The following is a 22,544-nucleotide window of genomic DNA, read 5'->3' as shown; positions in this document are numbered from 1 at the left end:
CGCGCTCGTGTGATCGATGAGATCCTGGGCAAGGTCTCCGCTCGGCACGGCACGGATGCCTGCCTTCTCGGCCGCGTAGACCTCCATCAGCAGATCGGCACGGTTCTTCCACCAGCGATAGATCGTCGGTTTGCCGGCGCCGGCGCGGCGAGAAACCGCGTCGATCGAGAAGCCGGCATAGCCTTCCTCCCCCAGCACGGCGCGGGCGGCGGCGAGGATCGCCGCCTGCGAGGCCGGGTTGCGCCGCGCGCCGATCGAGGCGCGGCGAACCGGAGTTGCGGCTTTTGCGGCCTTCATCGTCGCTCCTTTTCGCTTCGGTCCTGCAGCAGCGCTTTTCGCCCGCCCCGGCAAGCACTCCCCCTGCAAGCACGATCTTGCAGCAGACGGCTTGATATCGAAACGGTCCGTATCTATCAATAATAACGAAACGGAACGTTCCGTTATGGAGATGGACATGACCACCCTTACCCGCAACCCCATTCTCGCCCGCCTGCGCTTCCTGGGGACGCTGATGCTAGGCGCCTATCTGCTGATCAACGCGATCCTGGCCTTGCTGGCGCCGCTGACGTCAGGCTGGTCGACCTGGTCGGTGACAGCGCTCGCCGTGCCGCCGATGGTGCTCGGCATGGTCTATCTCGTCATCCCGATCGCCCGACGCTGAAACGCCGTCCGCGCCGACCCGAATCTGTCGCCGGAGCGACAGATTCGGCTGCAATACAGCACCGAGGCAACACGCCTCGGCTGTCTGCACGGCACTACCCTCGGGAAAATTGAGGGAGAACGCCATGAATGCAACCGTGCCCGAAGAGCGGGTCTGTGCGCCAAACGACGCGCTGGATCGGCGGCCGAAACGCCGCGACAACGGCTTCGCAGCAGGAGCCCGCTAACCCAAGCGACAAAATCCGTGTGCAGCCGCCTTGGCCGCAGCAGCGGTAATTCGTCGCCACCGCCTGTTTTCACCAACAAGAACAGCGCCTTGCCTTGCACCATCCTTGTGCGGGCGCGCTCGGAAAAGCTGCAAGAGCCTACTTGCGGCCCGCCCCGATGATCGCACAAGCTGTCGCGTACAAGCCGATACGGGAATTCGAAACGCCCGGTTGGCCGAACCCAAGGGGAGGTCCCATGAAAGGTTTCGCAAAATTCGTCGCAGCCGCGGCGCTCACGATCGCCGGCGCTACGGGCGCACTCGCCCAGGCGAAGGAATGGAAGGAAATCCGAATCGGCACAGAGGGCGCCTATCCGCCCTACAACAACCTCAACGCCAAGAAGGAGCTGGAAGGCTTCGAGATCGACTACGGCAACCTTCTCTGTGAGAAGATGAAGGTGAAGTGCAGCTGGGTGGTGCAGGATTGGGACGGCATCATCCCGGCACTGCAGGCGAACAAATACGACATCATCCTCGCCGGTATGAACGCCACCGAGGAGCGCAAGAAGCAGGTCGACTTCACCACGCCCTACAGCAAGACGCCGATCTGGATGATCGGGCCCAAGAGCACTGCCTCGGCCGACATCTCGCCGGCGACCCTGAAGGGCAAGTCGATCGGCGCGCAGGGCTCGACCATCCACGCCAACTATGTCGAGAAGTTCTACAAGGACTCGACCGCGCGCCTCTATCCGACCCAGGAGGAGGCCAATCTCGACCTGCTCAACGGCCGCCTCGACTATATCGTCGCCGATGCGCTCGCCCTCGCGGACTTCCTCAAGGGCCAGGGCAAGGACTGCTGCAAGAAGATCGCCGAAGTGACCCGCGACGACGCGATCCACGGCGCAGGTGTCGCCGGCGCCGTGCGCAAGGCCGACACCGCCCTGAAGGACCTCGTCAACAAGGCGATCGCCGAGACCGTCGCCGACGGCTCGCTGAAGAAGCTCGAGGACAAGTGGTTCAAATACGAGTGAGCCAGACCCGCTGACGCCTACCCGCCGGCCACATAAGGGCCGGCGGGATCTGGCGCAAATCCACCCTTCGTCGAAGCGCGGACTTGCTCCAGTTCTTTGCATTGTCGCGTTTCCGGACGGCGAACCGGTACCCACTTCGCCTGGAAACGCTCCAGTCCCTCGCGCGCCGGCCCTCCCATGTTCGACAAACTCGCACTGCTCGGCTTCGGTCCCGGCGGCTGGGGCTGGGCCCTGCTGCAAGGCGCGGCCAATACCATCTCGGTCGCGCTCGCGACCCTGCCCTTCGGCCTGGCGGTCGGCCTGATCATCGCGCTGTGGAAGCGTTCGGACAGCATGCTGCTGCGCTCGCTGGCGACGATCTACACCACCGTCTTCCGCGGCGTGCCCGAGCTGCTGACGCTCTACATCATCTATTTCGGCATCCAGGTGCTGGTGCAGAAGGTCTGGAGCGGCTTCTCGATCCCGCCCTTCGTCGCCGGCATGGTCGCGCTCGGCATGGTGCTCGCCGCCTTCTCCAGCGAGGTCTGGGTCGGCGCGCTGAACTCGATCCAGAAGGGCCAGCGCGAGGCCGCCTCGGCGCTCGGCCTGTCGAAGGCGCAGGCCTTCCGGCTCGTCGTCTTCCCGCAGCTGATCCGCGTCGCGCTGCCAGGCCTCGGCAACAATTGGATGGTGCTGCTCAAGGAAACCTCGCTGATCTCGGTGATCACGCTGCAGGACATCATGTTCATCGCGACGCGCGCCAATGTCGTGACCAAGGAGCCGTTCCTGTTCTTCGGCACGGCGATGATGCTCTATTTCTTCTTCTCGCTGGTCTCGGCCTGGGGCATCGGCAAGCTCGAACAGCGCACCAATCGCGGCTTCGCCGCCTTCGGCGGAGCGACGCGATGAACTGGTGCGAATATCCCGGCTACCTGATCGGCAGCGAGGTCCTGCAGAACTATGGCTGCCGCATGGCGAGCGGCCTGTGGATCACTTTCGAGCTGGTCGTGCTCTCGGTCGCGTTCGGCTTCGTGCTGGCACTCGGCCTCGCCATCGCCCGGCTTTACGGGCCGCGCTGGGCCAAGCTCGCGATCCAGGGCTACACCACCTTCTTCCGCGGCACGCCGCTGCTCTGCCAGCTCTTCCTGGTCTATTACGGTTTCGGCCAGTTCCGGTTGTTCTGGCAGGACATCGGCCTGTGGTGGTTCTTCCGCGAGCCATTCTACTGCGCGCTCTTCACCTTCACGATCAACACCGCCGCCTACCAGGCCGAGATCCTGCGCGGCGCCATCCAGTCGATCCCGCGCGGCCAGTTCGAGGGGGCGCTGGCGCTCGGGCTGCATCGCTGGGCGACGCTGCGCCGCGTGATCCTGCCGCAGGCGATGATCCTGGCGCTGCGTCCGCTCGGCAACGAGCTGATCGTGATGATCAAGGCGAGCGCCATCGCCTCGCTGGTGACGCTGTTCGACCTGATGGGCGCGACACGCCTCGCCTTCGCCCGCTCCTTCGACCTGTCGATCTATCTCTATGCGGCGCTGATCTATCTCGTGCTGACCGAGATCATCCGCCGGGTCTGGGACCGGATCGAGATCAGGCTGACGCGGCACATGGCGCTGCGCTGAGCGGCTGACCGCTCAGCCCGGCAAGGTCAAGACCAGCGGGCCATTGGCGGTCGCGACGACGGTATGCTCGTACTGGACCGTCGGCGCCCGCGGCTCGGAATAGAGGGTCCAGTTGTCGCCTTCGGCATGCTCTGCCCAGTCGGCGCCGAGCGACAGGAAGGGCTCGACGGTGAAGACCAGCCCCTTGTGCATGGTGCGCCGCTCGGAGCGCTCGGGCCAGGTCGCGATCTCCTTCGGCTCCTCGTGCAGCGAGCGCCCGATGCCGTGGCTAGCGAGGTTGCGCACCAGGGTGTAGCCGTTCTTCTGGGCGAAGCGGCCGACCGCCTCGCCGATCCCGGCGATCGGCTTGCCGGCGCCGACCTGGCCGAGCCCGGCCCAGAGCGCGCGCTTGCCGTCGCGGCAGAGCTTCTCGATGCGACGATCGACCGGCGGCACCGTGAAGGAGGCTCCGGTGTCGGAGAAATAGCCGGCCTTCTCGGCGGAAACGTCGATGTTGACGAGATCGCCCGCCATGATCCGGCGTTCGCCGGGAATGCCGTGCGCGACCTCCTCATTGATGCTGATGCAGGTGGCGCCGGGGAAGCCATAGACGGTCTCGGGGGCGGAACGCGCGCCGTGCTTTTCGAGCATCTCGCGGCCGATCGCGTCGAGTTCTGCCGTGGTGATGCCGGGTTCAAGCGCCTTGCCCATCGCGGCCAGCGTATCGGCGACGATACGCCCGATCTCGCGCAGGGCCTGGAGCTCTTCGTCATTGGTGATGGTCATGCGAGGTTCCTGACGGATTTCGGCGAGGGCGGCAAGGCAGGGCGCGGCAGACTGCCCATGCGCGATCCCTGCGGAATCGCGATCGCTGCTATCGCACCTGCATCGCTTCCCTCGCCTTCCTCGGCGCGCTAAAGCCGCAGTGACCTTTCAGACGATTGCAGCGGAGCACCTCATGGCCAAAGTCGCTTTCCTCGGTCTCGGCGTGATGGGCTATCCCATGGCCGGCCATCTCAAGGCCAAGGGCCACGAGGTCACCGTCTACAACCGCTCGCCGGAGAAGGCGCAGAAATGGGTGGCGCAGCATGGCGGCGTCTACGCGCCGACCCCGGCTCAGGCGGCCGAAGGCCAGGAGATCGTGTTCTGCTGCGTCGGCAATGACGACGACCTGCGTTCGGTCACGATCGGTGAAGGCGGCGCCTTCGCCGCAATGGGCAAGGGTACCGTCTTCGTCGACCACACCACCGCTTCCGCCAATGTCGCGCGCGAGCTCGACGCCGCGGCGACCGCAGCCGGCTTCGGCTTCGTCGACGCGCCGGTCTCCGGCGGTCAGGCCGGCGCCGAGAACGGCGTGCTGACCGTGATGTGCGGCGGCGAGCAGGCGACCTATGCCAAGGTCGAGCCGGTGATCGCGAGCTTCGCCCGGATGTGCCGGCTGATGGGTCCGGCCGGTTCCGGCCAGCTCACCAAGATGGTCAACCAGATCTGCATCGCCGGCCTGGTCCAGGGCCTGTCCGAGGGCGTCCACTTCGCCAAGCGCGCCGGCCTCGATGTCGAGGCGATGCTGGAGGTGATCTCGAAGGGCGCCGCCGGCTCCTGGCAGATGGAGAATCGCGGCAAGACGATGAATGCCGACAAGTTCGATTTCGGCTTCGCCGTCGACTGGATGCGCAAGGATCTCGGCATCGTGCTCGACGAAGCCCGCCGCAACAGCGCCCGCCTGCCCGTCACCGCGCTGGTCGATCAGTTCTACGCCGATGTGCAGAAGCTCGGCGGCGGTCGCTGGGACACGTCGAGCCTGCTGAAGCGGCTGGAGCCGTAAGGGCTCAGCCGACCAGCCGCGCCACCTCCGCTCGCAGCACCGGCAGCAGCTCGGCCTCGAACCAGGGGTTCTTCCTGAGCCAGCCATTGTTGCGCCAGGAGGGGTGCGGCAGCGGCAGGACGCGCGGCCGGTGCTCCCCGGCGAAGATATTGCGCCAGTCGGCGACGGTCGCCGTCAAGTCGGCGGCCGCCTTCGGCCCAAGATGCCAGGCTTGCGCATAGCGGCCGATCACCAGCACGAGCTCGATGTTCGGCAGGCCCGCGAGCACGCGGGTCCGCCAGGCAGGTGCGCATTCGCGGCGCGGTGGCAGATCGCCGCCCTTGCCGTCGAGCCCGGGGAAGCAATGGCCCATCGGCACGATCGCGACGCGCGACGCATCGTAGAAGCGGGCATGGTCGAGGCCGAGCCAATCGCGCAGGCGGTCGCCGGAGCGGTCGGTGAAGGGCCTGCCGCTGGCATGGACGCGCGTGCCCGGCGCCTGGCTCGCGATCAAGAGGCGAGCGCTCGCCTGCGCCTGGATCACAGGCCGTGGCTCATGCGGCAGGCGCGGCAGATGGATCGGCTCATCCCGGCAGATGCGGCAGGCGCGCAGTTCGGCGAGGACGTCGTCGAGCGTTTCGGGTGCATCTACCCCCTGCCCGCTCATCGTCCGGCCAGCCGCCCCCGGCCCTTTCCCTGCGAGATCAGCCCGTCGCAATACCAGGCAGGCACCCTGTCGGCATGCTTCTCGGGATCGCCCGGCTGGACAGTGAAGGCGCCGATGATGTTACCGCTGACGGCGCTGCGCGGCACGTATAGCGTGCCGCTGCGTTCGACAGTGAAGCAGTAGGTCTGCCGGGTCTCGATCGGGCCGTAATAGTAGCAGATCGCATCCTCAGTCGTGGTCCAGCAGGCATCGCGGTTCGGCGTCGCACGATCGCGATTGTAGCCACTCACGCGCCCGTCCGGGTGATGGTACTCGCTGAAGGTCTCGCCGCTGCTGTAGCGCCCGGTCGCGGTATTGCCCTCTACGAGCTGGCGCATCTGCTCGCCGGTCAGCCGCTCGACGGCGAATGCCTCGCCCAGCCACAACAGAGAGAGCCCAGCAAGCAACACCAGCGCCAGAAGCCTCATCGCGAAGCGAGCCGCGACGACACAGACGGCGGCAATCCCTGCGAGATCAAGCCGTCGCAATGCCAGGCAGGCGCCTTGTCGGCATGCTTTTCGGGATCGCCTGGCTGGATCGTGGCGATGGCATTGATGCGGCCGGTCCGATAGGTCTGCAGCACATAGAGCGAGCCGCTGCGCTCGACGGTGAAGCAATAGGTCCGGCGGGTCGCGAATGGGCCGTAATAGTAGCAGACGGCCTCATCGGTCGTGGTCCAGCAGGCATCGGTGTTCTGCACATGGCGGTTATGCCCGGTCGCGCGGCCGTCCTGGTGATGATACTCGCTGAACGGCAAGCCGTTATTGTAGCGGCCGGCAACCGTGTTGCCCTCGAAGAGCTTGCGGATCTCCTGGCCGGTCAAGCGCTCGACCGCGAAGGCGCTCGTCGCCGAAACGCACAGCGCCAGCAGCGCCACGATCCTGCCAGACCACCTCATCTGGCCGCCACGCGTCGCGACATCAGCGGACCCTGCGGGCCGCGCGAGATCAGCCCGTCGCAATACCAGGGCTTGCCGCCGTCGGTGTGGTTGCGCGGATTGGCGAGCTCGATGGTCGCCACCGCGTTGATCCGGCCATTGTCGATATTGCGCAGGATATAGAGCCGGTCGGTCAGCTCGACCGTGAAGCAATGCGTCGTCCGCTCCTCCGGCGGGCCGTAATAATAGCAGACGGCATCGCCCTTGGTGATCCAGCAGGCGTCGCGGTTCTCCTGCCAGCCATTGTTGCCGAGCGCCCGCCCGTCCGGGTCGTGGAACTCGGTGAAGAAGCCGCCACCAGTGTAGCGGCCGCTGACCGTGTTGCCGGTGAAGGCGCGGTTGATCTGCTCGCCGGTCAGCTTCTCCATCGCCGTCGCGGCGAACGGGAGCATCAGAGCAAGCAGGATCAGCGGCAGGCGCATGATCAGACCTTCCAGCTCGGCCTGGCCGAGAGCTCGCCATGCCAGCGCCGGATATTGGCGAAATCCTCCGGCAGCGGGATGCGCGAAGGCTTCATGAAGTCGATGGCGATGCCGGCGGTGATGTCGGCGACCGTCAGCTCGTCGCCGCAAAGGAAGCGATTGGCGCCGAGCTGCAGGTCGAGCAGCACGAGATGATCGTCGATCTGCTCGCGGCTGGCCTCGGCCCATTCCGGCACCTGGTCCTCGAGCTCGGCCATGGCGGGATGGCCGTGGCGGAACACCGCCGAGACCGCCGAGAACAGGCCGAGCTCGATGCGGCGATTCCACATCTCGATCAAGGCCGCTTCCTTGGGGGCGGCGCCGAACAGCGGCGGCGTCGGATGCAGGCTCTCGATATAGCGGCAGATCGCGATGGTCTCGGCCAGCGCCGTGCCGTCCTCCAGCAGCAGCACCGGCAAGCGCTGCGACGGGTTGATCCGGGTGAATTCCGGCGTCCGGTGCTCCTTCCTGGCGATGTCGACCGGAATGAGCTCGGGCAAGGGCACCCCCTTCTCGGCAAAGAAGATGCGGACCCGCCGCGGATTGGGCGCGCGCCCGCCATCATAGAGCTTCATGCCCTCTAGCCTTTCGCCGTCTCGGGACATGTCGGTTTCACGGTGCCGCCCCGGCCCTGTCAAGAGTTCAGCCCGCAAAGACGGCGGCAAGACGACGCGCCGATTACCGGAACAGGAACAATGCGTCTTCTGCCGCGATTGTTACCGACGAAGGGGCAACCGTCATGCCACAGGATTGGGGCTTCGTCGTCTGGATCGTCATCCTCGCCATCCCGGTCGGGCTGATGCTCGCGACCTTCTGGTCGCGGTCGCGCCGGCCCGGTACCGCCCGAATGGAAGGCGCGAGCGAGGATGATCCACGCGAGCCGCTCTGAGCACTCAACCCGGCGCCAGCAGGATCAAGGCGAGCGGCACCGCGACCGCCGCGACCACGGTCTGCAGCGCGCAGATGCCGGCCATCAGCGGCGCATCGCCGCCGAGCTGGCGCGCCATCACATAGGATGAGGAGGCGGTCGGCAGTGCCTGGAACAGGATGGCGAGCGTCGCTGCCTGGCCACCGAGGCCGAAGCCGTTCAACGCGACATAGGTCGCGAGCGGCATCAGCACGAACTTGACGAAGGAGGCGACCAGCGCCGGCTTCAGCCCGCGACCCAGCGCCCCCCAGTCGAGCGCTGCGCCGACACAGAGAAGGCCGATCGGCAGCGAGGCCTGGCCGAGCGCCTTCAGGCAGCCCTCGACACCCGGCGGCAGGCCGAGTCCGCTGAGCTGGATGGCGATCCCGATCACGCAGGACATCAGCAGCGGATTGAGGGCAAGCCCCCGGAGGATGCCGCGCAGAGTCGGTTGCGCCGAGCCCCAGCGGGCGAAGACCAGGACGCAGAGCACGTTGACTGTCGGCACGATCGCGGCGTTGGCGACGGCCGCGAGCGGCAGGGCGGACGGGCCTAGCATGCTGCCGGCGGCGCTGAGGCCGACATAGTTATTGAAGCGGATGCCCCCCTGGAAGACGGAGGTGAAGGCGGCGTCGCTGTAGCCGAGCCAACGCTTCGCCAGGACGAGCACCGCCGCCACGGTGACGATGGCTGCGATCAAGGTCAGGGCCAAGGCAGCGACGGGCAGGCCCTTGAGATCGGCCATCGCCAAAGCGTGCATGAAGAGGGCCGGCAGCAGCACGTAATAGCTCAGGCGCTCGGCTTGCGGCCAGAACGCGTCCGGCAGGAAGCGCAGGCGACGCATGGCATGGCCGAGCGCGATCAGGAGGGCGATCGGCGCCAAAGCGAGCAGAATCGCACCGATCATGCCGGGAACTCACAAGCGGGCGGCCGAGCGGGCAGCAATGTCATGCGGCGGCGAATCCAACCTCGAGGGAAGCGAAGGCGATCCTTCTTTAGGTCGCCGCTACCGGAGAGGAAAATACCTGAGCCGGCAGCGGGATTGAGAAATCCGCATGGCCGGCCCGCGCGCTCAACGCGGATGGCTCCTGCGCCACTCCTCCGGCCGCTCGAAGCTGAGCGCCCAGATGCCACGGCCGGCGGCCTTCGCTTCGGCCTCCTCAGTCTGGTAGGCGCCATAGGAGACAGCGTTGCCCTGGCGCACCAGAGCCGCGTTGATTTCGGCGTCGCCTTGCTTGCAGCGCGCCAGTCCTCGGCCATAGCGATCGACCCGCGACACCGAGCAACTGACGTTGCCGAGCGTCAGCATGGCGGCGAGCGCGCGCCGCGCCTGCCGGCCGCAGGCGACCTCGCCACCGGTGCGGTCGCGGCAATTCTGTCGGTATTCCGGCGCGTCGATGCCCTCCAGGCGCAGCTCCTCGCCGAGCAGCCGCAGCGAATCGCCGTCGATCGCCTCGGCCGCTCCGGCGAGGCTGCGGCCGGTGCCGAGCCGGTATTGCAGGACAGCACCGGCGATTGCCAAAAGCAGAATGAAACCAAGGGCTACGACGAAATCGACCGAGCGGCCGACACGCCGCCAGCCGAACGGTCCGTAGTTGCTTGTCCTGAATCCGAAGCGCGCCATCAGGATAAGCTTAACGATTTCCAACCCATGATGGCGAGCCGGGACGCGACGGTTGCGTCGCCGGGCAGGAGCCTTTGCCTTCGGATCATGGCGGAACTGACAGCCGAACAGGTGCAGCGCGGTCGCGGACCCGATCCGACCGTGCTGGCGCGCCGCAAGCTGATCAACCGCGAGGTTCGGTCGGCACGCGAGAAGCTGACCTCGTCGACCGGGCTGCAGCGCGCCTTCGACTATGAGCTGGTGCGCGTCTTCGCGCAGTATCGGCTGAACGGTTCGGCCGGCACCTTGCTGCTCGCCTTCCTGGTGGCGGCTGCGGCCTGCGTCTGGGTGCCGTTCTACACGGCCTCGATCTGGCTCGGCCTGGTCCTCCTGACCACGGCGTTCACCGCGGTGCTGTGCCGGCGTTTCCTGGCCGAACCCTCCGCGGCCGCGCGCGTTGCCTTCTGGCGCAAGCTCCTGCCTGCAGCCGAGCTGCTGCACGGGCTGTCCTGGGCCTTGCTGGCAGGCCTCTTCATCGGCGTCGAGGCGCCTGGCGCCCGCTTCTTCCTGATGACGGCGCTGCTGATCGTCAGCGCGCTCACCGTCACGCTCGCAGCGGCGATCCCGGTCGCGGTCTATTCGGGCCTCGTGCCGATCGTCGGCGCAATCGTCCTGTCCTTCAGTGGTCGCAGCGACATCGACAGCGTCACCATGCTGCTGATGGCGGCCTGCGCGCAGCTCTTCTTCATCTTCCTGACCAACCGGCTCTATTCCACCTCGGTGGAAACGATCGAGTTCCGGGCAGAGAAGGACGCGCTGATCACCGAGCTCGAGACTGCCAAGGCCAATTCGGACGAGGCCCGTCGCAAGGCGGAGGAAGCCAACCTCGCCAAGTCGCGGTTCCTGGCGACGATGAGCCATGAGTTGCGCACGCCGCTCAACGCCATCCTCGGCTTCTCCGAGGTGATGAAGAACGAGGTGTTCGGCGAGCACGCCAACGCCTCCTACAAGGAATATTCCGGCGACATCCATTCCTCGGGCCAGCATCTGCTGACGCTGATCAACGAGATCCTCGACCTGTCACGCATCGAGTCCGGCAAGTACGAGCTCAACGAAGAAGCGATCAGCCTCGCCGCGATCACCGACGACGCCGCACACATGCTCAACCTGCGCGCCAAGGCGAAGGGCCAGGCCATCAACCAGGCGACGGAGCCCGAGTTGCCGCGAATCTGGGCCGACGAGCGCGCCATCCGCCAGGCGGTACTCAACATCCTGGCCAATGCGATCAAGTTCACCCCGCAGGGCGGCGAGATCTCGATCAAGGTCGGCTGGACCGCGACCGGCGGACAATATGTCTCGATCACCGATACCGGCCCCGGCATCCCCGAGGACGAGATCCCGGTGGTGATGCAGACCTTCGGGCGCGGCTCGCTGGCGATCAAGACCGCCGAGCAGGGCTCGGGCCTGGGCCTGCCGATCGTCAAGGGCCTGATCGACCTGCATGGCGGCGGCTTCCGCATCAAGTCGAGCCCGCGCGCCGGCACCGAGGTGACGATCACGCTTCCCGCCGAGCGCGTGATGGACACGCTGCCGGCCCTGCCGCAGCCCGGCGAGCGCTCGGCGGCATAGGATCCGCTTCCGAAGCCCGTCAGGCCGATGGTCGAAGCGTGAGATCGAGCACGCAGAGCCGTTCGGCCTGCTCCTCATCGAGATGGAGCCCCAGCCCTGCGGCAGCCGGCAGATCCGAAGCTCCGCCGGCGAAGCCTGGCACGGCCGGCCGCCCGAGGTCGAAGAAGAGCGGCGTCTCGTCGAACTGGACTTCGAGCATACTGAAACCCGGAAGAGCGGCGCTGAGATGCAAGCTCGCGGCATGGCAGACCGGCCCGGTCGGATTATGCGGCGACACCGCGATGCCCCGCTCGGCGAGCATGCGGCCGGTGCGCAGCATTTCGTCGACGCCGCCGACATATTTCATGTCCGGCATCATCACATCGTAGGCATCTGCAAAGGCGAGGAAAGCCGGCGCGCCGCTGAACTCCTCGAGCCCGGCCAGCAACGTGCCGGACGCATTGAGCTTGCGCCGCAGTTGCGCCAGCAGAGGCAGGTTGGCCTGCGTCTCCGCCACGGGGCATTCCAGCCAATAGAGAGCATGCTCGCGGACCGCATCGACAAGGCGCCAGGCCAGATCGGGCGCGAAACGCCAATGGCAATCGACCATCAGGCGGCGCTCGCCGCCCAGCACCTCGCGGGTGGCAGCGATCCGATCGAGCCCCCTCGCCAGCGCGGCCCGTCCTTCGGCATCGTCGGAGAGAGCGGGCGTGACCTCGTCGAACGGGGCGATCTTGACCGCTTCGAAGCCGGTGGCGAGCGCATCGGCCGCGCTTGCAGCATGGCCGGCGGGCGTGCGGTCACGGGTGCGCCGGTTGATGTTGGCATAGAGCGGAATCCGGACATCGGCCCGCGCCCCCAGCATGGCGGCCAGCGGCTTGCCCTCGCACCGGGCGGCTGCATCGCAGCGGGCGACATCGAACGCGGTTGCGATCGTGGCGAGCGGCAGCGGCACCGGGCGCTCGAAATCCGGCATTGGCGCACCGGTGAGCCAGGCGGGCAGATGCGCCAGCGCCACATCGACGAGCAACCGCTCCTGACCGTTCAGACTGGCCTCGCCAAGACCCCTCGGACCCGAGGCAAAGGCCAGCTCGAGAAAGACCCAGCGCGTCTTGTCGGTGATGCGCAGCACGCGCAGCCGCGCGCACTCGATGCGATCGGCCGCGGTCACCGCGCCCTCCCCTCGTGATCTGCAAGCTGCGCCAGCATGTCCTGGCGCGTCTTGGTGACATGGGCCGCGGTCAGCACACTGCAGGCGTCGGCATCGCGCTCGGACAACGCCCGCAAGATGTGATCATGGTCGCTCGCCACGCCGCCGAGCCGCTCGGGCCGATAGCCATAGCGCGACCAGATCGCCGCCAGCAGCAGCCAGTGCCGGTCGAGCAGGAGAAGCCCCTCGGCATTGCCAGCCGCCTCGTAGATGCGGCGATGGAAGCGTTGGTTGATGGCGACGCCGCCGGCGAAATCACCACGGGCGACGGCGGCCAGCCGCTCCTGCTCCAACGCCGCGACCTCGGTCAGCCCGGCGTCATCGATCGCGAGCGCCGCCTGCCGCGCCAGCGCGACCTCCACGGCGATGCGGATGGTGAAGAGATGGCGGATGTACTCGGCGTCGACCGTGACGACGCGCGCGCCCTTGTTGGCGACGGCTGCGACAAGCCCCTCCCCGACCAGGCTGCGCAGCGCCTCGCGTACGGGCATCGGGCTTGCGCCGTAGCGCGTCGCCAACTCACGGATCCGCAAGCGCGCGCCAAAATCGAGCCCGCCATCGAGGATGTCGGCGCGGATCATGTCCTTGACGGAGTCGGCGAGTGATAGCGGCTTATCCATTGATTTGATCACAAATGCCGTATATCTCTGCCTGTCAAGGCGTTCAAATGATAATTGTGATCACATCGAACGGGAGGCAGGCATGAGGAAGTTCGTCGCGTCATGTATGGGCGCCTTGCTCGGCTTTGGCCTGTTGGCGGCGCAGGCCGCCCCCTGGCCGGAGCGGCAGGTGACGCTGATCGTGCCGAGCGCGCCCGGCGACGGGTCGGACATCGCGGCACGATTGATCGGCGAAAAGCTGCAAGCCGCGCTCGGGCAGCCCTTCATCGTCGAGAACCGGATGGGCGCCGGCGGCGTCGTCGGCTCGGCGGCAGCGGCCAAGGCGGCTCCGGACGGCTACACCCTGATCATGGCCAATGCCGGCTCGCATGGCATCATCCCGGCGACCTACAAGGACGTGCCCTATGACGCGATGCGCGATTTCGCGCCGGTCTCGCTAGTCTATCGCGCGCCGAACATTTTCCTCGCCAGCAAGAAGCTGCCGGTGAAGTCGCTCGCCGAACTCGTCGCCTATGCCAAGGCCAATCCCGGCAAGCTCAGCTTCGCCTCGGGCGGCAACGGCTCCTCGGCTCATATGAACTCGGAATATCTCAAGGTGCTGACCGGCATCGAGGCGACGCATGTGCCCTATCGCGGCTCGGCCCCGGCCCTGAACGACATCGTCTCCGGCCAGATCGAGTTCATGGCAGTGAACCTGCCGCCGGCGATCGGGCTGGTTCAGTCCGGGCAAGTGACGCCGCTCGCCGTCACCACCCGCAAGCGCGCCGCGGCGCTTCCAAACGTGCCAACGGTGGAGGAAAGCGGCTTCGCCGGCTACGAGACGGTAGCCTGGTTCGGCCTGCTCGCACCGGCCGGCGTGCCCGCCGAGATCATCGCCAGGCTGCATACGGAAGTGGTCAAGGCCTGCGCCGACCAGCAGGTCCAGCAAAAGCTCTCAGTGCTCGGCGGCGAGACGGTCTGCAGCACGCCGGCCGAGTTCCGCAGCTTCCTCGGCGCCGATATCGCGCGCTGGAAGGAGGTCGCCACGGCGGCCAAGATTTCGCTCGATCCGAAGTGAGAACCGATCGTCGCAAGACTCCCAGGACGGAGTGCCATGGTCCCGCGCTTCATCAGCGCGGGATCAGAATGTCCTCTTGAAGACCGTATGTCCCGAGCGGCTGGCGACCTTGTCATAGAGCTCCGCCGCCGTCCGGTTCTCCACCTGCATGTGCCAGTAGACCCGCAGAGCGCCCTCGGCACGGGCAAGATCGTAAAGAGACTCGATCAAGCGTCGGCCAACCCCGCATCGGCGGGCCGCTTCGGCCACGAAGAGGTCATTGAGGAAACAGACCAGCTTGTCCGACGCGGTCACCGGGTGGAAAACCGCGTGGATGATCCCGACGAGAGCGCCTTGCTGAACGGCAACCAGAGCCGTCATGGGATCGTCCGAGAGAAATCGCGCGAAGGTCAGATCCGTGACGGCGGCCGGCGGCGGTGGACCACCGAACGGGCCATGTGCGTGGTAGCCGATCCAGAGCTTCTCCCAGCCGGAGCGATCGCCAGCTTCGAGGGGCCGGATCGCGATATCAGTCACGTCGCCTGTCATCCGATCGGCTCGCCTACTCGCAGGGCTTGTGAAAGCGGGTCCAGCGTGTTGCTCAGGCGACCTTTGGCAGGACCGCCGTCGCGCTGCGCTCGGATTCGACCTCTTCCCACCAGTCACCCAGCGCATCGATCAGCGGCACCAGGCGCAGGCCTGCGGCTGTGAGCTCGTAGTCGACGCGGCGCGGATAGCCGTCATGGTCCATGCGCCGGACGATGCCGGCGGCTTCCAGCTTACGCAGCTCCAGCGCCAGCATGCGGTGCGAGACGGTGGGGTTGTCGCGCCTGAGCTCGCTGAAGCGCTTGGTTCCGTCCTTCAGATAGTAGAGCAGCAGGGTCGGCCAGCGGCCGCTCAGCACCCGCATGACGCTTTCGATCGAGCAGTCGGACACGACGTCCTTCATGATCCGTTCCGCGCCTGGTTACAGAAAAGTGCGTAATTTACTTGGGGGCCCGGATGACTAGGTTCCAGCCCGCTGCGCAGCGTTTCCCAACCCACATGGAAAACGCAAGATGGAACCGATCCTCGTTTATGGCTACCCGTCCGGCACCTCGATGGGCCTCGTGGCGGCGCTGGAATGGCTTGGCCAGCCCTTCAGGCTGAGCCGCGTCGACATGCTCGGCGAAATGCGCGAGCCGCCCTACAAGCGGATCAACCAGCGCGTCGAAACCCCGGTGCTGATCACCGATCAGGGCCGCCCGCTGACCGAGACCATGGCGATCGCCGCCTATCTCGAAGCCCGCGACACGGAGCGGAAGATCAGTTTCGAGCCACTTTCGCCGGAAGCCGACCGGATGCATCAGCTCATGGGCTTCCTCAACACCGGCTTCACCGGCGCCTTCACGCCGCTCTGGGTCGCGCTTGAGCTGCCTGAGCCCGATCCCGATTTCGAAGCGGCGCTGCGCCGTTTCGGGCGCGAACGGGTGATCGAGCGCCATGACCGGCTGGAAGAGATGCTGGATGGCAGCCGCTGGCTGGCCGGCGACAAGCATACCCTCGCCGACGGGCTACTCGTCGGCGTGGCGCGCTGGCTCGAATACCATAAGGTCGCCGACATCTCGCGCTGGCCGAAGCTGCAGGCGCTGCGTAAGCGGGTCGAGAGCGATCCTGCTGTGGCCTTCGCAACCGCGCTGGAAAATGGCGAGACCCCGGCCGGCGAAGGCGCCTTCAAGGGCCATGTGCCGCTGGCCGACGTGATCGAGCGCTTCGGCGCCTGAAAGCCCCCACCTCTCTTGTTGTTGCGGGCGCGATGATCGCGAGCCAGCAGAACCCGATATGGCCACGCCGCCGACACAAGAGCGGCGGCGTGGCCATATCAGCGCGTGGGGGATAGCCCCAGGATCTTGTCGGAGCGGATCAGGCATCTGCGGAGAAGATCCGCCATTTTCTCCGGCGTCTCCGCGGAAACACCGCGCGGTCGTATCGCAGGACTCTGGTTCGGAACATCTACCGAAGCACAATTCAGGACGCTCCAGAGATAGGCGGTGTTGCACCCCTTCTCGGCGACCATGCCGCCATCGACCTCGCGCCGAATCTCGTCCACCGATGCGAAAGCGGAGTTCTGCCGGGGGCTGGGCTGATGATCGACCCGCCACCTCTTCACAGCTTCCGCGATGACTGCATTGCGGCAGACATCCAGCTCCGTCGTCGGATTCTGCTTCATCAGCGCACGGAAGGCCGGCTCGCTCTCGGCCGCCACGGGATCAACCCGGCCTCCGCATAGCGCAAGCATGCACAAGGCGCGAAGAGTCCTCATGAAACAGCTTCTGTCACCGCCCGCCCGCCGAAGCAACCGACCGCGTCAATCCTGCCGCTCCGACACGCCCGCCTGCGCGAAGGTCGCCATGCCGGAATGCACGCCGGCTGCCGCCTTGACGAGGCCGGCTGCGAGCGCTGCACCAGTCCCCTCGCCCAAGCGCATGTCGAGCGCCAGCAAGGGCTGCTTGCCGAGCTTGACCAGCGCCTGCGCATGCGCGCCTTCGGCCGAGAGATGGCCGGCGATGCAATGGTCGAGCGCCGAGGAATCGAGCGCGTGCAGGATCGCGGCGGCGGCGGTGACGACATAGCCGTCGAGGATCACCGGGATACGCTGCAGGCGGGCGGCGAGGATCGCGCCGCAGATCGCCGCCATTTCGCGGCCGCCGAAGCGCCGCAGCACTTCGAGCGGATCGCTCAGATGATTGGCGTGCAGCTTCAGCCCCGCCTCGACCGCGGCGATCTTCCGCTTCAGGCCGTCATCGTCGACGCCGGTGCCGCGGCCGCACCACTGAGCGGCCCCGCCGCCATAGAGCGCGGCGAAGATCGCCGCCGCCGAGGTGGTGTTGCCGATGCCCATCTCGCCAAGCGCGAGCAGATCTGCGCCACCGGCGAGCGCTTCCATGCCGAAGGCCATGGTGGCGACGCAGGCGCGCTCGTCGAGCGCATCTTCCCGCGTGAAATCGCCGGTCGGCAGGTCGAGGGCGAGGTCGAAGACCTTGAAGCCGAGATCATAGGCGGCGCAGATCTGGTTGATCGCGGCTCCGCCGGCGGCGAAATTCTCCAGCATCTGACGCGTCACGCTCTGCGGGAAGGCCGAGACGCCCTGGGCGACGACACCGTGATTGCCGGCGAAGACGCAGACCAGCGGCCGGTCGACCCGCGGCGGCGCCTTGCCCTGCCAGGCCGCGAGCCATTCGGCGATCTCCTCCAGCCGGCCGAGGCTGCCGGCCGGCTTGGTCAGTTCCTTGTCGCGGGCGCGCACGATGTTGGCGGCCGCCATGTCGGGCCCCGGCATATTGGCGATGAGGTTGCGGATATCATCGAAAGGCAGGCCGGAGGCGGGCATCGCAGACATCTGAGGAGCCGATCTTGAAAACCTGAGGAATCGGGCAGCGCGAGATCGCCGCCGCGCAGCCGCTGCTGCTATAGGCTGGAGCGGACGAAGACAATCCGAGGGCGGCGTGGCGCAAACCGACAGCGATGATGCGACGCAGGCGACGATACCGATCTGGCCGGGCTGGCTGATCGCGACCGCGACCTGCATCCGCTTCTATTCGCGCCTGCCGGTGCCGGCACTGCCGGGCGAGAACCCGCATTCCCTGCCGGATTTCCGGCTGGTGCCGCGTGCTTTGCCCTTCGCGGCGTTGGTCATCGCGGCGCCTGCGACGCTGATTGCGCTGCTGACCGGCCTTGCGGGCGTCAACGCCCTGCTGACCGGGGCACTCGCCGTCACCGCCCTCGTCGTGACGACCGGCGCCTTCCACGAGGATGGGCTCGCCGACAGTGCCGACGGGCTGTTCGGCGGGCATACGCCGGAGCGGCGCCTGGAAATCATGAAGGACAGCCGTGTCGGCACCTTCGGTGCGCTGGCGCTCGGCCTGTCGCTGCTGCTGCGGGTGAGCGCGCTCGCGGCGATCCTGCAAGCCGCCGGCGCATGGGCGGCCGCGGCGGCCGTGCTCGTCGCCGCGCCCTGGTCGCGCGTCGAGGGCATCCGTATCCTCGCCACGACCCCACCGACCCGGCGCGACGGTGCCTCCGCCTCGGTCGGACAGCCGGACGGATCGGTGCTGCCGGTCGCCTATGGTCTGTCGGGCGGGCTCGCTTTGGTCCTGGTCGCTGCCGGCACCCTCCCCTTGGCCGGCATCGTGCTCGGCCTAGCGTTGTCGGCGCTGACGACCCTTTGGCTGTCGCGCACGGCCATCCGCCTGATCGGCGGGCAGACCGGCGACATCCTCGGTGCGGCGCAGCAGCTCGGCGAGATCGCGATCTATCTCGGCCTCGCCATCGTCATCGGCTGGGCCGGACGATGAGCGCGATCTCCAGCCCTTGCATCAAAATCTGCGTGATCGATCCGGCGAGCAAGCTCTGCCAGGGCTGCGGCCGGACCCTGCAGGAGATCGCGCAGTGGTCACGGCTCTCCGAGGCCGAACGCCTCGCCATCATGGCAACGCTGGAGGAACGCCTCAGCCCTCCGCGAGACGGGCAAGCCCCTCGCCGGTCAGCCTGAAGAAGACCTTCTCCGGGTGCGGCCTCCCGCCGAGGCTCTCATAGAAGCGCAGCAGGCGCTCATCGTCGCGCGCCGCCGTCCAGTCGATCCGGCCGAAGCCGCGTGCCAGGGCGAGGCGCGCCAATTCCGCAAGCAGCGCCTTGCCGGCGCCGAGACCGCGGGCCGCTTCCGCGACGTAGATCTCCTTGAGGAAGCAGCCGGGCCGGAGGCCCGGCCCCGGATAGATCGCGGAGAAGGCGGCGAAGCCAACGATCGCGCCGTCATGCTCGGCGACGAGCAATTCGGCCCCGGCCGGTCGGTTCGCCAATCCGGCGCGAATCTCGGCATCGGGCGGACAGGGCACGCGGTAATGCGCCTGCATCTCAGCCATCACGCCGGCGAGCGCGGGATGATCGGCCTCCTCGCAAAGCCGGACGCGAAGCATGATACGCGCCTTCAGAAAATCAGCGACCAGAAGAAGCGGGCGCAGACCACCAGCAGGAAGATGCCGAAGGCGACTTCCAGCCGGCGCTTCGACAGGCGATGCGCCAGGCGCGCGCCGATCGGCGCCGTCCAGATCGAGGTCGGGATGAAGAGCAGGAAGCCGATGAAGGAGACGTAGCCGAGCGAGAGCGGCGGCAGGATGTCCATCTTCGGCCAGCCGGCATAGATGTAGCCGAGCGCGCCGGGGATCGAGATCAGCACGCCGAGGCCCGAGGAGGTCGCGACCGCCTGGTGGATCGGCCGGCCATAGAAGGTCATGAACAGGCTGGAGAGCTGGCCGCCGCCGATGCCCATCAGCGCCGAGAGCACGCCGATAATCAGGCCGTAGATCCGCATCAGGAAGGGGCCGGGCATGTCGTCGCCCAGCTTCCAGCGATCGGAGGCGAAGAGCAGGCGCATGGCGCTGGCGAAGGCGACCGCGACGAAGACCGCCTTGAACACGTCCGGCGGCGCATAGCGCGCGATGAAGCTGCCACCGAGTACGCCGAGCACGACCGGCACGGCCCAGATCTTGATGATCGAGGTGTCGACCAGGCCTTTGGCGAGATGCGCGCGATAGGAGCGGATCGAGGTCGGGATGATCACCGCCAGCGAAGTGCCGACGACGAGCGGCATCCGCACTTCCTCGGGCACGCCGATCACCCGGAAGACCTCGTAGAGCACCGGCACGATGACGGCGCCGCCGCCGACGCCGAACAGGCCGGCGAGCAGGCCGGTGACGGCGCCCGCCGCGATCAGCGACACCGCGAGGAAGATCAGGTCGTTCAGGGGAATTCCGGCGATCATCATGCACCCGAGCCAGGACAGGTCGGGCTGCTCTTAGGCTTTTGGCCGGAAAGGGCAAGGTTCAGGCGGCAAGGCAGGCATGCGCCGGGGCGACTGCACCATAGGATCGGTGGCGGCGGGCTGCGCGTCAGAACAATCCCGACGCGCCCTGAAACAGCGGCCGGTCACGGCCTGACATAGGTCCAGCCCTTCTCCTGCAGCTCCATCACACGGACGACACCCGACTTCACCACCGCCGCTTCGGGGATCAGGGCGATCTCCTTGTTCTCGGCCTTGCTCATATTGCCCTGGGTATTGCCGCAGGCCTTGAAGGAGATGGTCGGCGTGCTCAAGGCGATCGTCGCGATCCGCGCCTTCACCGGCGAGGTATCGTCGCGCAGCATGTGCAGGCCGGGACCGAAGGTGACGACCTCGATTTCCACCTTCTCGCCGAGATCCTGGTAGTACTGCGCCACGTTCGTCGCGTTGTTGAGCGCGAGGTTCATCATCGCAGGATCGTTCGTGTTCACCTGCAGGATGAGCCGGTGCGCCTTCCTGTCGGGCACGGGCGGCTTCGGTGCCTGTACTGCACTGTGCTTCGTGGCCTGCGCTATCGCGGGCGGCGCGGCGAAGGCGATCCCGGCCAGCAGGATCGCGCCAAGAGCATCTTTGAACCTGATCGTCATCGCATCCCACCCATGGTTCGAGGACTATTCGCTACGTGGCCTGGCAAGGGTGCGCGGCCATTTGCAGGCTGCGGCGACCCTGTCCCGCGCCGCCTTCAGGCCGACGAGGCTGAAATGCGCGTCATGGACGGCGCCGGCGCGCGTGCCGAGACGGATTGCGATGCCGCCCTCATTGGGAAACGACAACAGCAGGCCGACGACATCGCCGCGGAAGGCGACGCCCGTCCCGTAAGTCGGCCGTCCGGCCGCAACCTGCACAGGCTGGCTGTCATCGAGGCGATAGGACAGGCTGTAGTCAGCGCCGCTCTCCGTAGTAGCCTGCCCGCCAAGAACCAGCTCGGTCCGGCCGCCCCGGCAGTGAATGGAAAGCTGCCTCAGCGCGCCGTTGGCATCGCCTTGAGCGAAGGTGGTGGCGGTGACGATCGGCGTATAGTCCACCGGAGACGTGGTCTCGCTGACGATCCAGCCCTCGGCATCGCCGGGCGGGCGACGAGGTACTGTGACGGGCTGCGGCAGCTTGTTCAGGCAGGCAGGCCGCTCCGCCGGGTCGAGCAGCGAGCAGGCCCGAAGCTGCGCCATCGGATCGGGGGCGCCCTGCGCGAAGGCGATCCGGCTCGCAATCTCGAAGACAACCGAGAGCATGACCAGCTTCATTGGCTCGCACGTTGCGTCTGCGCCTTGCGATCGAGCCAGTCCTGGGCTGCCGGGAAGCGGTCGAGGCCGGGGACGGTCGCGGCGAGATTGATCGACTTCCATTTCGGGTCGAAGCCGGGCGCCTGCAGCTTCTCGACACGGCTGAACAGGAGGTCGACGAAGCGGGCGACGCGCTCGTAGCGGTTGCTCTGGGGAGCCCAGTTGAACGCGACCAAAGCGGTCGGCACCGCGATGGTCGAGACCCGCTCGCCTTGCTTGATCAGCCCGGGATATTCGCCGGCCTCGAGCACCGCCGGCAGATAATAGTCCTCGAACTTGCTGTCGTACTGGACCGGCAGGAACTTGAAGCCGGGCTCGAAGCGCCCGCGGACGAAAGCGTCGACCGGCTTCGAGGTGATGAAGACGACGGCGGCCATCTCGCCCTTGCGCATCTGCTCGAGCGCGAGCTGATGCGGGATGAAGGTGTTTTCGGCATTGATGCCGAGACGGCTGAAGATCAGCGGTCCCGAATAGGCGGCCGCAGTGCCGAGCGTGTTGAAATTCACCTTCTTGCCGGCGAGGTCCTGCAGGCTCTGGATCTCGGGCCGCACGAAGACATGCAGCTCCGAGGGGAAGAGATTGAGCACATAGGTGATCTTGCGCCGGATTTGCGGGAGCTGGGCCTTGTACTCCTCCAGCGCATCGGAGTTGATGATCGCCGTGTCGATGCCGCGCAGATAGAGCAGCGAGTTCAGATTCTCGGTGGCGCCACGGGTGACGATCGGCAGCACGTGCAGGTTATTCCCGTCGTCGACGACGCGGGCCATCTCGGCCCCCAGGCGAAGCGGCGCGCCTTCGAGCAGCCCTGCGGCAAGACCGACCGTCCAGGCATTGACCTTGTCCTGTTCCGTCGGGGCCGGCCGGACCATGCGTCGCGGCTGGCCGGAGCTTGCTTGCAGGGTCTGGGCCTCCAGGCCGGGTGACGCGAGCATAGGCACCAGCGCCGCCAACCCGGCCAGAAGGCGCAGGCATCGTCCTGAAGGCATTTTCATCCCGAACTCTCCCCTAGAGCGCGCGC

At 66.9% G+C, this 22,544-nt stretch carries 31 protein-coding genes; 11 read left to right on the top strand and 20 right to left on the bottom strand.

The window, feature by feature from the left end; all coding sequences use genetic code 11:
* A partial coding sequence (locus tag ACQKLX_RS23765) for a TetR/AcrR family transcriptional regulator (protein WP_427364025.1) occupies positions 1-297 on the bottom strand: 297 nt, incomplete at its 3' end.
* Positions 298-454: 157 nt separating this feature from the next.
* Here ACQKLX_RS23765 and ACQKLX_RS23760 point away from each other — a divergent pair.
* From ACQKLX_RS23760 to ACQKLX_RS23745, 4 genes are all read left to right on the top strand, one after another.
* Complete coding sequence (locus tag ACQKLX_RS23760) at positions 455-661, top strand: hypothetical protein (RefSeq protein WP_152017374.1); 207 nt, start codon at positions 455-457, stop codon at positions 659-661.
* A 461-nt stretch (positions 662-1,122) separates the two neighbouring features.
* On the top strand, positions 1,123-1,896 hold the full coding sequence (locus ACQKLX_RS23755; RefSeq protein ID WP_427364024.1) for a transporter substrate-binding domain-containing protein: 774 nt from the start codon (positions 1,123-1,125) through the stop codon (positions 1,894-1,896).
* A gap of 177 nt (positions 1,897-2,073) precedes the next feature.
* Positions 2,074-2,784, top strand: coding sequence for an ABC transporter permease (locus ACQKLX_RS23750; RefSeq protein ID WP_427364023.1), 711 nt, complete (start codon positions 2,074-2,076; stop codon positions 2,782-2,784).
* The gene (locus ACQKLX_RS23745) at positions 2,781-3,497 is read left to right on the top strand and encodes an ABC transporter permease (RefSeq protein ID WP_427364022.1); all 717 of its coding nucleotides are present in this window, start codon (positions 2,781-2,783) and stop codon (positions 3,495-3,497) included. The genes ACQKLX_RS23750 and ACQKLX_RS23745 overlap by 4 nt, the downstream gene beginning before the upstream one ends.
* A gap of 12 nt (positions 3,498-3,509) precedes the next feature.
* On the opposite strand, the gene map is transcribed toward ACQKLX_RS23745, so the two are convergent.
* Complete coding sequence (gene map, locus ACQKLX_RS23740) at positions 3,510-4,262, bottom strand: type I methionyl aminopeptidase (protein WP_427364021.1); 753 nt, start codon at positions 4,260-4,262, stop codon at positions 3,510-3,512.
* Between the two features lie 172 nt (positions 4,263-4,434).
* On the opposite strand from map, the gene ACQKLX_RS23735 reads away from it, so the two are divergent.
* Complete coding sequence (locus tag ACQKLX_RS23735; RefSeq protein WP_427364020.1) at positions 4,435-5,301, top strand: NAD(P)-dependent oxidoreductase; 867 nt, start codon at positions 4,435-4,437, stop codon at positions 5,299-5,301.
* A gap of 4 nt (positions 5,302-5,305) precedes the next feature.
* Here the strand turns inward: ACQKLX_RS23735 and ACQKLX_RS23730 are convergent, their stop codons facing one another.
* From ACQKLX_RS23730 to ACQKLX_RS23710, 5 genes are read right to left on the bottom strand one after another with little or no spacing between them, the layout of a single operon-like run.
* Positions 5,306-5,947 (bottom strand): uracil-DNA glycosylase family protein, encoded by a 642-nt coding sequence (locus tag ACQKLX_RS23730; RefSeq protein ID WP_427364019.1) that lies wholly within the window; start codon positions 5,945-5,947, stop codon positions 5,306-5,308.
* Positions 5,944-6,414: a hypothetical protein gene (locus tag ACQKLX_RS23725; RefSeq protein WP_427364018.1), complete on the bottom strand. Its 471-nt coding sequence runs from the start codon at positions 6,412-6,414 to the stop codon at positions 5,944-5,946. The genes ACQKLX_RS23730 and ACQKLX_RS23725 overlap by 4 nt, the downstream gene beginning before the upstream one ends.
* On the bottom strand, positions 6,411-6,884 hold the full coding sequence (locus ACQKLX_RS23720) for a hypothetical protein (protein WP_427364017.1): 474 nt from the start codon (positions 6,882-6,884) through the stop codon (positions 6,411-6,413). The genes ACQKLX_RS23725 and ACQKLX_RS23720 overlap by 4 nt, the downstream gene beginning before the upstream one ends.
* Positions 6,881-7,345: a hypothetical protein gene (locus ACQKLX_RS23715; RefSeq protein ID WP_427364016.1), complete on the bottom strand. Its 465-nt coding sequence runs from the start codon at positions 7,343-7,345 to the stop codon at positions 6,881-6,883. The genes ACQKLX_RS23720 and ACQKLX_RS23715 overlap by 4 nt, the downstream gene beginning before the upstream one ends.
* Positions 7,346-7,347: 2 nt before the next feature.
* Entirely contained in the window at positions 7,348-7,959 is a 612-nt protein-coding gene (locus ACQKLX_RS23710; RefSeq protein ID WP_427364015.1) for a glutathione S-transferase family protein, read from the bottom strand.
* A 164-nt stretch (positions 7,960-8,123) separates the two neighbouring features.
* Between ACQKLX_RS23710 and ACQKLX_RS23705 the strand changes: the two genes are divergently transcribed.
* Positions 8,124-8,273: a hypothetical protein gene (locus tag ACQKLX_RS23705; protein WP_427364014.1), complete on the top strand. Its 150-nt coding sequence runs from the start codon at positions 8,124-8,126 to the stop codon at positions 8,271-8,273.
* 4 nt (positions 8,274-8,277) lie between these two features.
* Here the strand turns inward: ACQKLX_RS23705 and ACQKLX_RS23700 are convergent, their stop codons facing one another.
* Positions 8,278-9,198, bottom strand: coding sequence for an AEC family transporter (locus ACQKLX_RS23700; RefSeq protein WP_427364013.1), 921 nt, complete (start codon positions 9,196-9,198; stop codon positions 8,278-8,280).
* A gap of 165 nt (positions 9,199-9,363) precedes the next feature.
* Entirely contained in the window at positions 9,364-9,915 is a 552-nt protein-coding gene (locus ACQKLX_RS23695; RefSeq protein ID WP_427364012.1) for a thermonuclease family protein, read from the bottom strand.
* Positions 9,916-10,002: 87 nt separating this feature from the next.
* On the opposite strand from ACQKLX_RS23695, the gene ACQKLX_RS23690 reads away from it, so the two are divergent.
* Complete coding sequence (locus ACQKLX_RS23690; protein WP_427364011.1) at positions 10,003-11,523, top strand: sensor histidine kinase; 1,521 nt, start codon at positions 10,003-10,005, stop codon at positions 11,521-11,523.
* Positions 11,524-11,542: 19 nt separating this feature from the next.
* On the opposite strand, the gene ACQKLX_RS23685 is transcribed toward ACQKLX_RS23690, so the two are convergent.
* Complete coding sequence (locus tag ACQKLX_RS23685) at positions 11,543-12,673, bottom strand: enolase C-terminal domain-like protein (RefSeq protein WP_427364010.1); 1,131 nt, start codon at positions 12,671-12,673, stop codon at positions 11,543-11,545.
* The gene (locus ACQKLX_RS23680; protein ID WP_427364009.1) at positions 12,670-13,332 is read right to left on the bottom strand and encodes a GntR family transcriptional regulator; all 663 of its coding nucleotides are present in this window, start codon (positions 13,330-13,332) and stop codon (positions 12,670-12,672) included. Before ACQKLX_RS23680 ends, ACQKLX_RS23685 begins: the two co-directional genes overlap by 4 nt.
* Positions 13,333-13,414: 82 nt before the next feature.
* Here ACQKLX_RS23680 and ACQKLX_RS23675 point away from each other — a divergent pair, with 82 nt between their 5' ends.
* Positions 13,415-14,389, top strand: a complete 975-nt coding sequence (locus tag ACQKLX_RS23675; RefSeq protein WP_427364008.1) for a Bug family tripartite tricarboxylate transporter substrate binding protein — start codon at positions 13,415-13,417, stop codon at positions 14,387-14,389.
* A gap of 63 nt (positions 14,390-14,452) precedes the next feature.
* Here the strand turns inward: ACQKLX_RS23675 and ACQKLX_RS23670 are convergent, their stop codons facing one another.
* Complete coding sequence (locus ACQKLX_RS23670; RefSeq protein WP_427364007.1) at positions 14,453-14,917, bottom strand: GNAT family N-acetyltransferase; 465 nt, start codon at positions 14,915-14,917, stop codon at positions 14,453-14,455.
* A gap of 52 nt (positions 14,918-14,969) precedes the next feature.
* The gene (locus ACQKLX_RS23665) at positions 14,970-15,317 is read right to left on the bottom strand and encodes a winged helix-turn-helix transcriptional regulator (protein WP_427364006.1); all 348 of its coding nucleotides are present in this window, start codon (positions 15,315-15,317) and stop codon (positions 14,970-14,972) included.
* Between the two features lie 109 nt (positions 15,318-15,426).
* Here ACQKLX_RS23665 and ACQKLX_RS23660 point away from each other — a divergent pair, with 109 nt between their 5' ends.
* Positions 15,427-16,131 carry a glutathione S-transferase family protein gene (locus tag ACQKLX_RS23660; RefSeq protein WP_427364005.1) on the top strand — a complete coding sequence of 235 codons (705 nt, stop codon included), beginning with the start codon at positions 15,427-15,429 and terminating at the stop codon, positions 16,129-16,131.
* A gap of 98 nt (positions 16,132-16,229) precedes the next feature.
* On the opposite strand, the gene ACQKLX_RS23655 is transcribed toward ACQKLX_RS23660, so the two are convergent.
* Together ACQKLX_RS23655 and cobT are read right to left on the bottom strand one after the other, a co-directional pair.
* Positions 16,230-16,670, bottom strand: coding sequence for a hypothetical protein (locus ACQKLX_RS23655; protein WP_427364004.1), 441 nt, complete (start codon positions 16,668-16,670; stop codon positions 16,230-16,232).
* A 45-nt stretch (positions 16,671-16,715) separates the two neighbouring features.
* The gene (gene cobT / locus ACQKLX_RS23650; protein ID WP_427364033.1) at positions 16,716-17,738 is read right to left on the bottom strand and encodes a nicotinate-nucleotide--dimethylbenzimidazole phosphoribosyltransferase; all 1,023 of its coding nucleotides are present in this window, start codon (positions 17,736-17,738) and stop codon (positions 16,716-16,718) included.
* A gap of 115 nt (positions 17,739-17,853) precedes the next feature.
* Between cobT and ACQKLX_RS23645 the strand changes: the two genes are divergently transcribed.
* Both ACQKLX_RS23645 and ACQKLX_RS23640 read left to right on the top strand, forming a co-directional pair.
* Entirely contained in the window at positions 17,854-18,702 is an 849-nt protein-coding gene (locus tag ACQKLX_RS23645) for an adenosylcobinamide-GDP ribazoletransferase (protein ID WP_427364003.1), read from the top strand.
* The gene (locus tag ACQKLX_RS23640; protein WP_427364002.1) at positions 18,699-18,899 is read left to right on the top strand and encodes a DUF1289 domain-containing protein; all 201 of its coding nucleotides are present in this window, start codon (positions 18,699-18,701) and stop codon (positions 18,897-18,899) included. The genes ACQKLX_RS23645 and ACQKLX_RS23640 overlap by 4 nt, the downstream gene beginning before the upstream one ends.
* Here the strand turns inward: ACQKLX_RS23640 and ACQKLX_RS23635 are convergent.
* From ACQKLX_RS23635 to ACQKLX_RS23615, 5 genes are all read right to left on the bottom strand, one after another.
* A complete protein-coding gene (locus ACQKLX_RS23635) occupies positions 18,856-19,323 on the bottom strand; it encodes a GNAT family N-acetyltransferase (protein WP_427364001.1) in 468 nt (155 codons plus the stop codon). The genes ACQKLX_RS23640 and ACQKLX_RS23635 overlap by 44 nt on opposite strands.
* Positions 19,324-19,334: 11 nt before the next feature.
* Complete coding sequence (locus ACQKLX_RS23630; protein WP_427364032.1) at positions 19,335-20,168, bottom strand: sulfite exporter TauE/SafE family protein; 834 nt, start codon at positions 20,166-20,168, stop codon at positions 19,335-19,337.
* 164 nt (positions 20,169-20,332) lie between these two features.
* Positions 20,333-20,833 carry a DsrE family protein gene (locus ACQKLX_RS23625; RefSeq protein WP_427364000.1) on the bottom strand — a complete coding sequence of 167 codons (501 nt, stop codon included), beginning with the start codon at positions 20,831-20,833 and terminating at the stop codon, positions 20,333-20,335.
* 24 nt (positions 20,834-20,857) lie between these two features.
* Positions 20,858-21,487 carry an acyl-CoA synthetase family protein gene (locus ACQKLX_RS23620; protein ID WP_427363999.1) on the bottom strand — a complete coding sequence of 210 codons (630 nt, stop codon included), beginning with the start codon at positions 21,485-21,487 and terminating at the stop codon, positions 20,858-20,860.
* Positions 21,484-22,518, bottom strand: a complete 1,035-nt coding sequence (locus ACQKLX_RS23615; protein ID WP_427363998.1) for a TAXI family TRAP transporter solute-binding subunit — start codon at positions 22,516-22,518, stop codon at positions 21,484-21,486. The genes ACQKLX_RS23620 and ACQKLX_RS23615 overlap by 4 nt, the downstream gene beginning before the upstream one ends.
* Positions 22,519-22,544 lie beyond the last annotated feature (26 nt).

Origin of the sequence: Allobosea sp. NPDC003192 (genome assembly GCF_050275675.1) — a bacterium.
GTDB lineage: Bacteria > Pseudomonadota > Alphaproteobacteria > Rhizobiales > Beijerinckiaceae > Allobosea.
The sequence above is the reverse complement of the archived record's forward strand: the minus strand, read 5'-3'. Positions and strand labels throughout refer to the sequence as shown.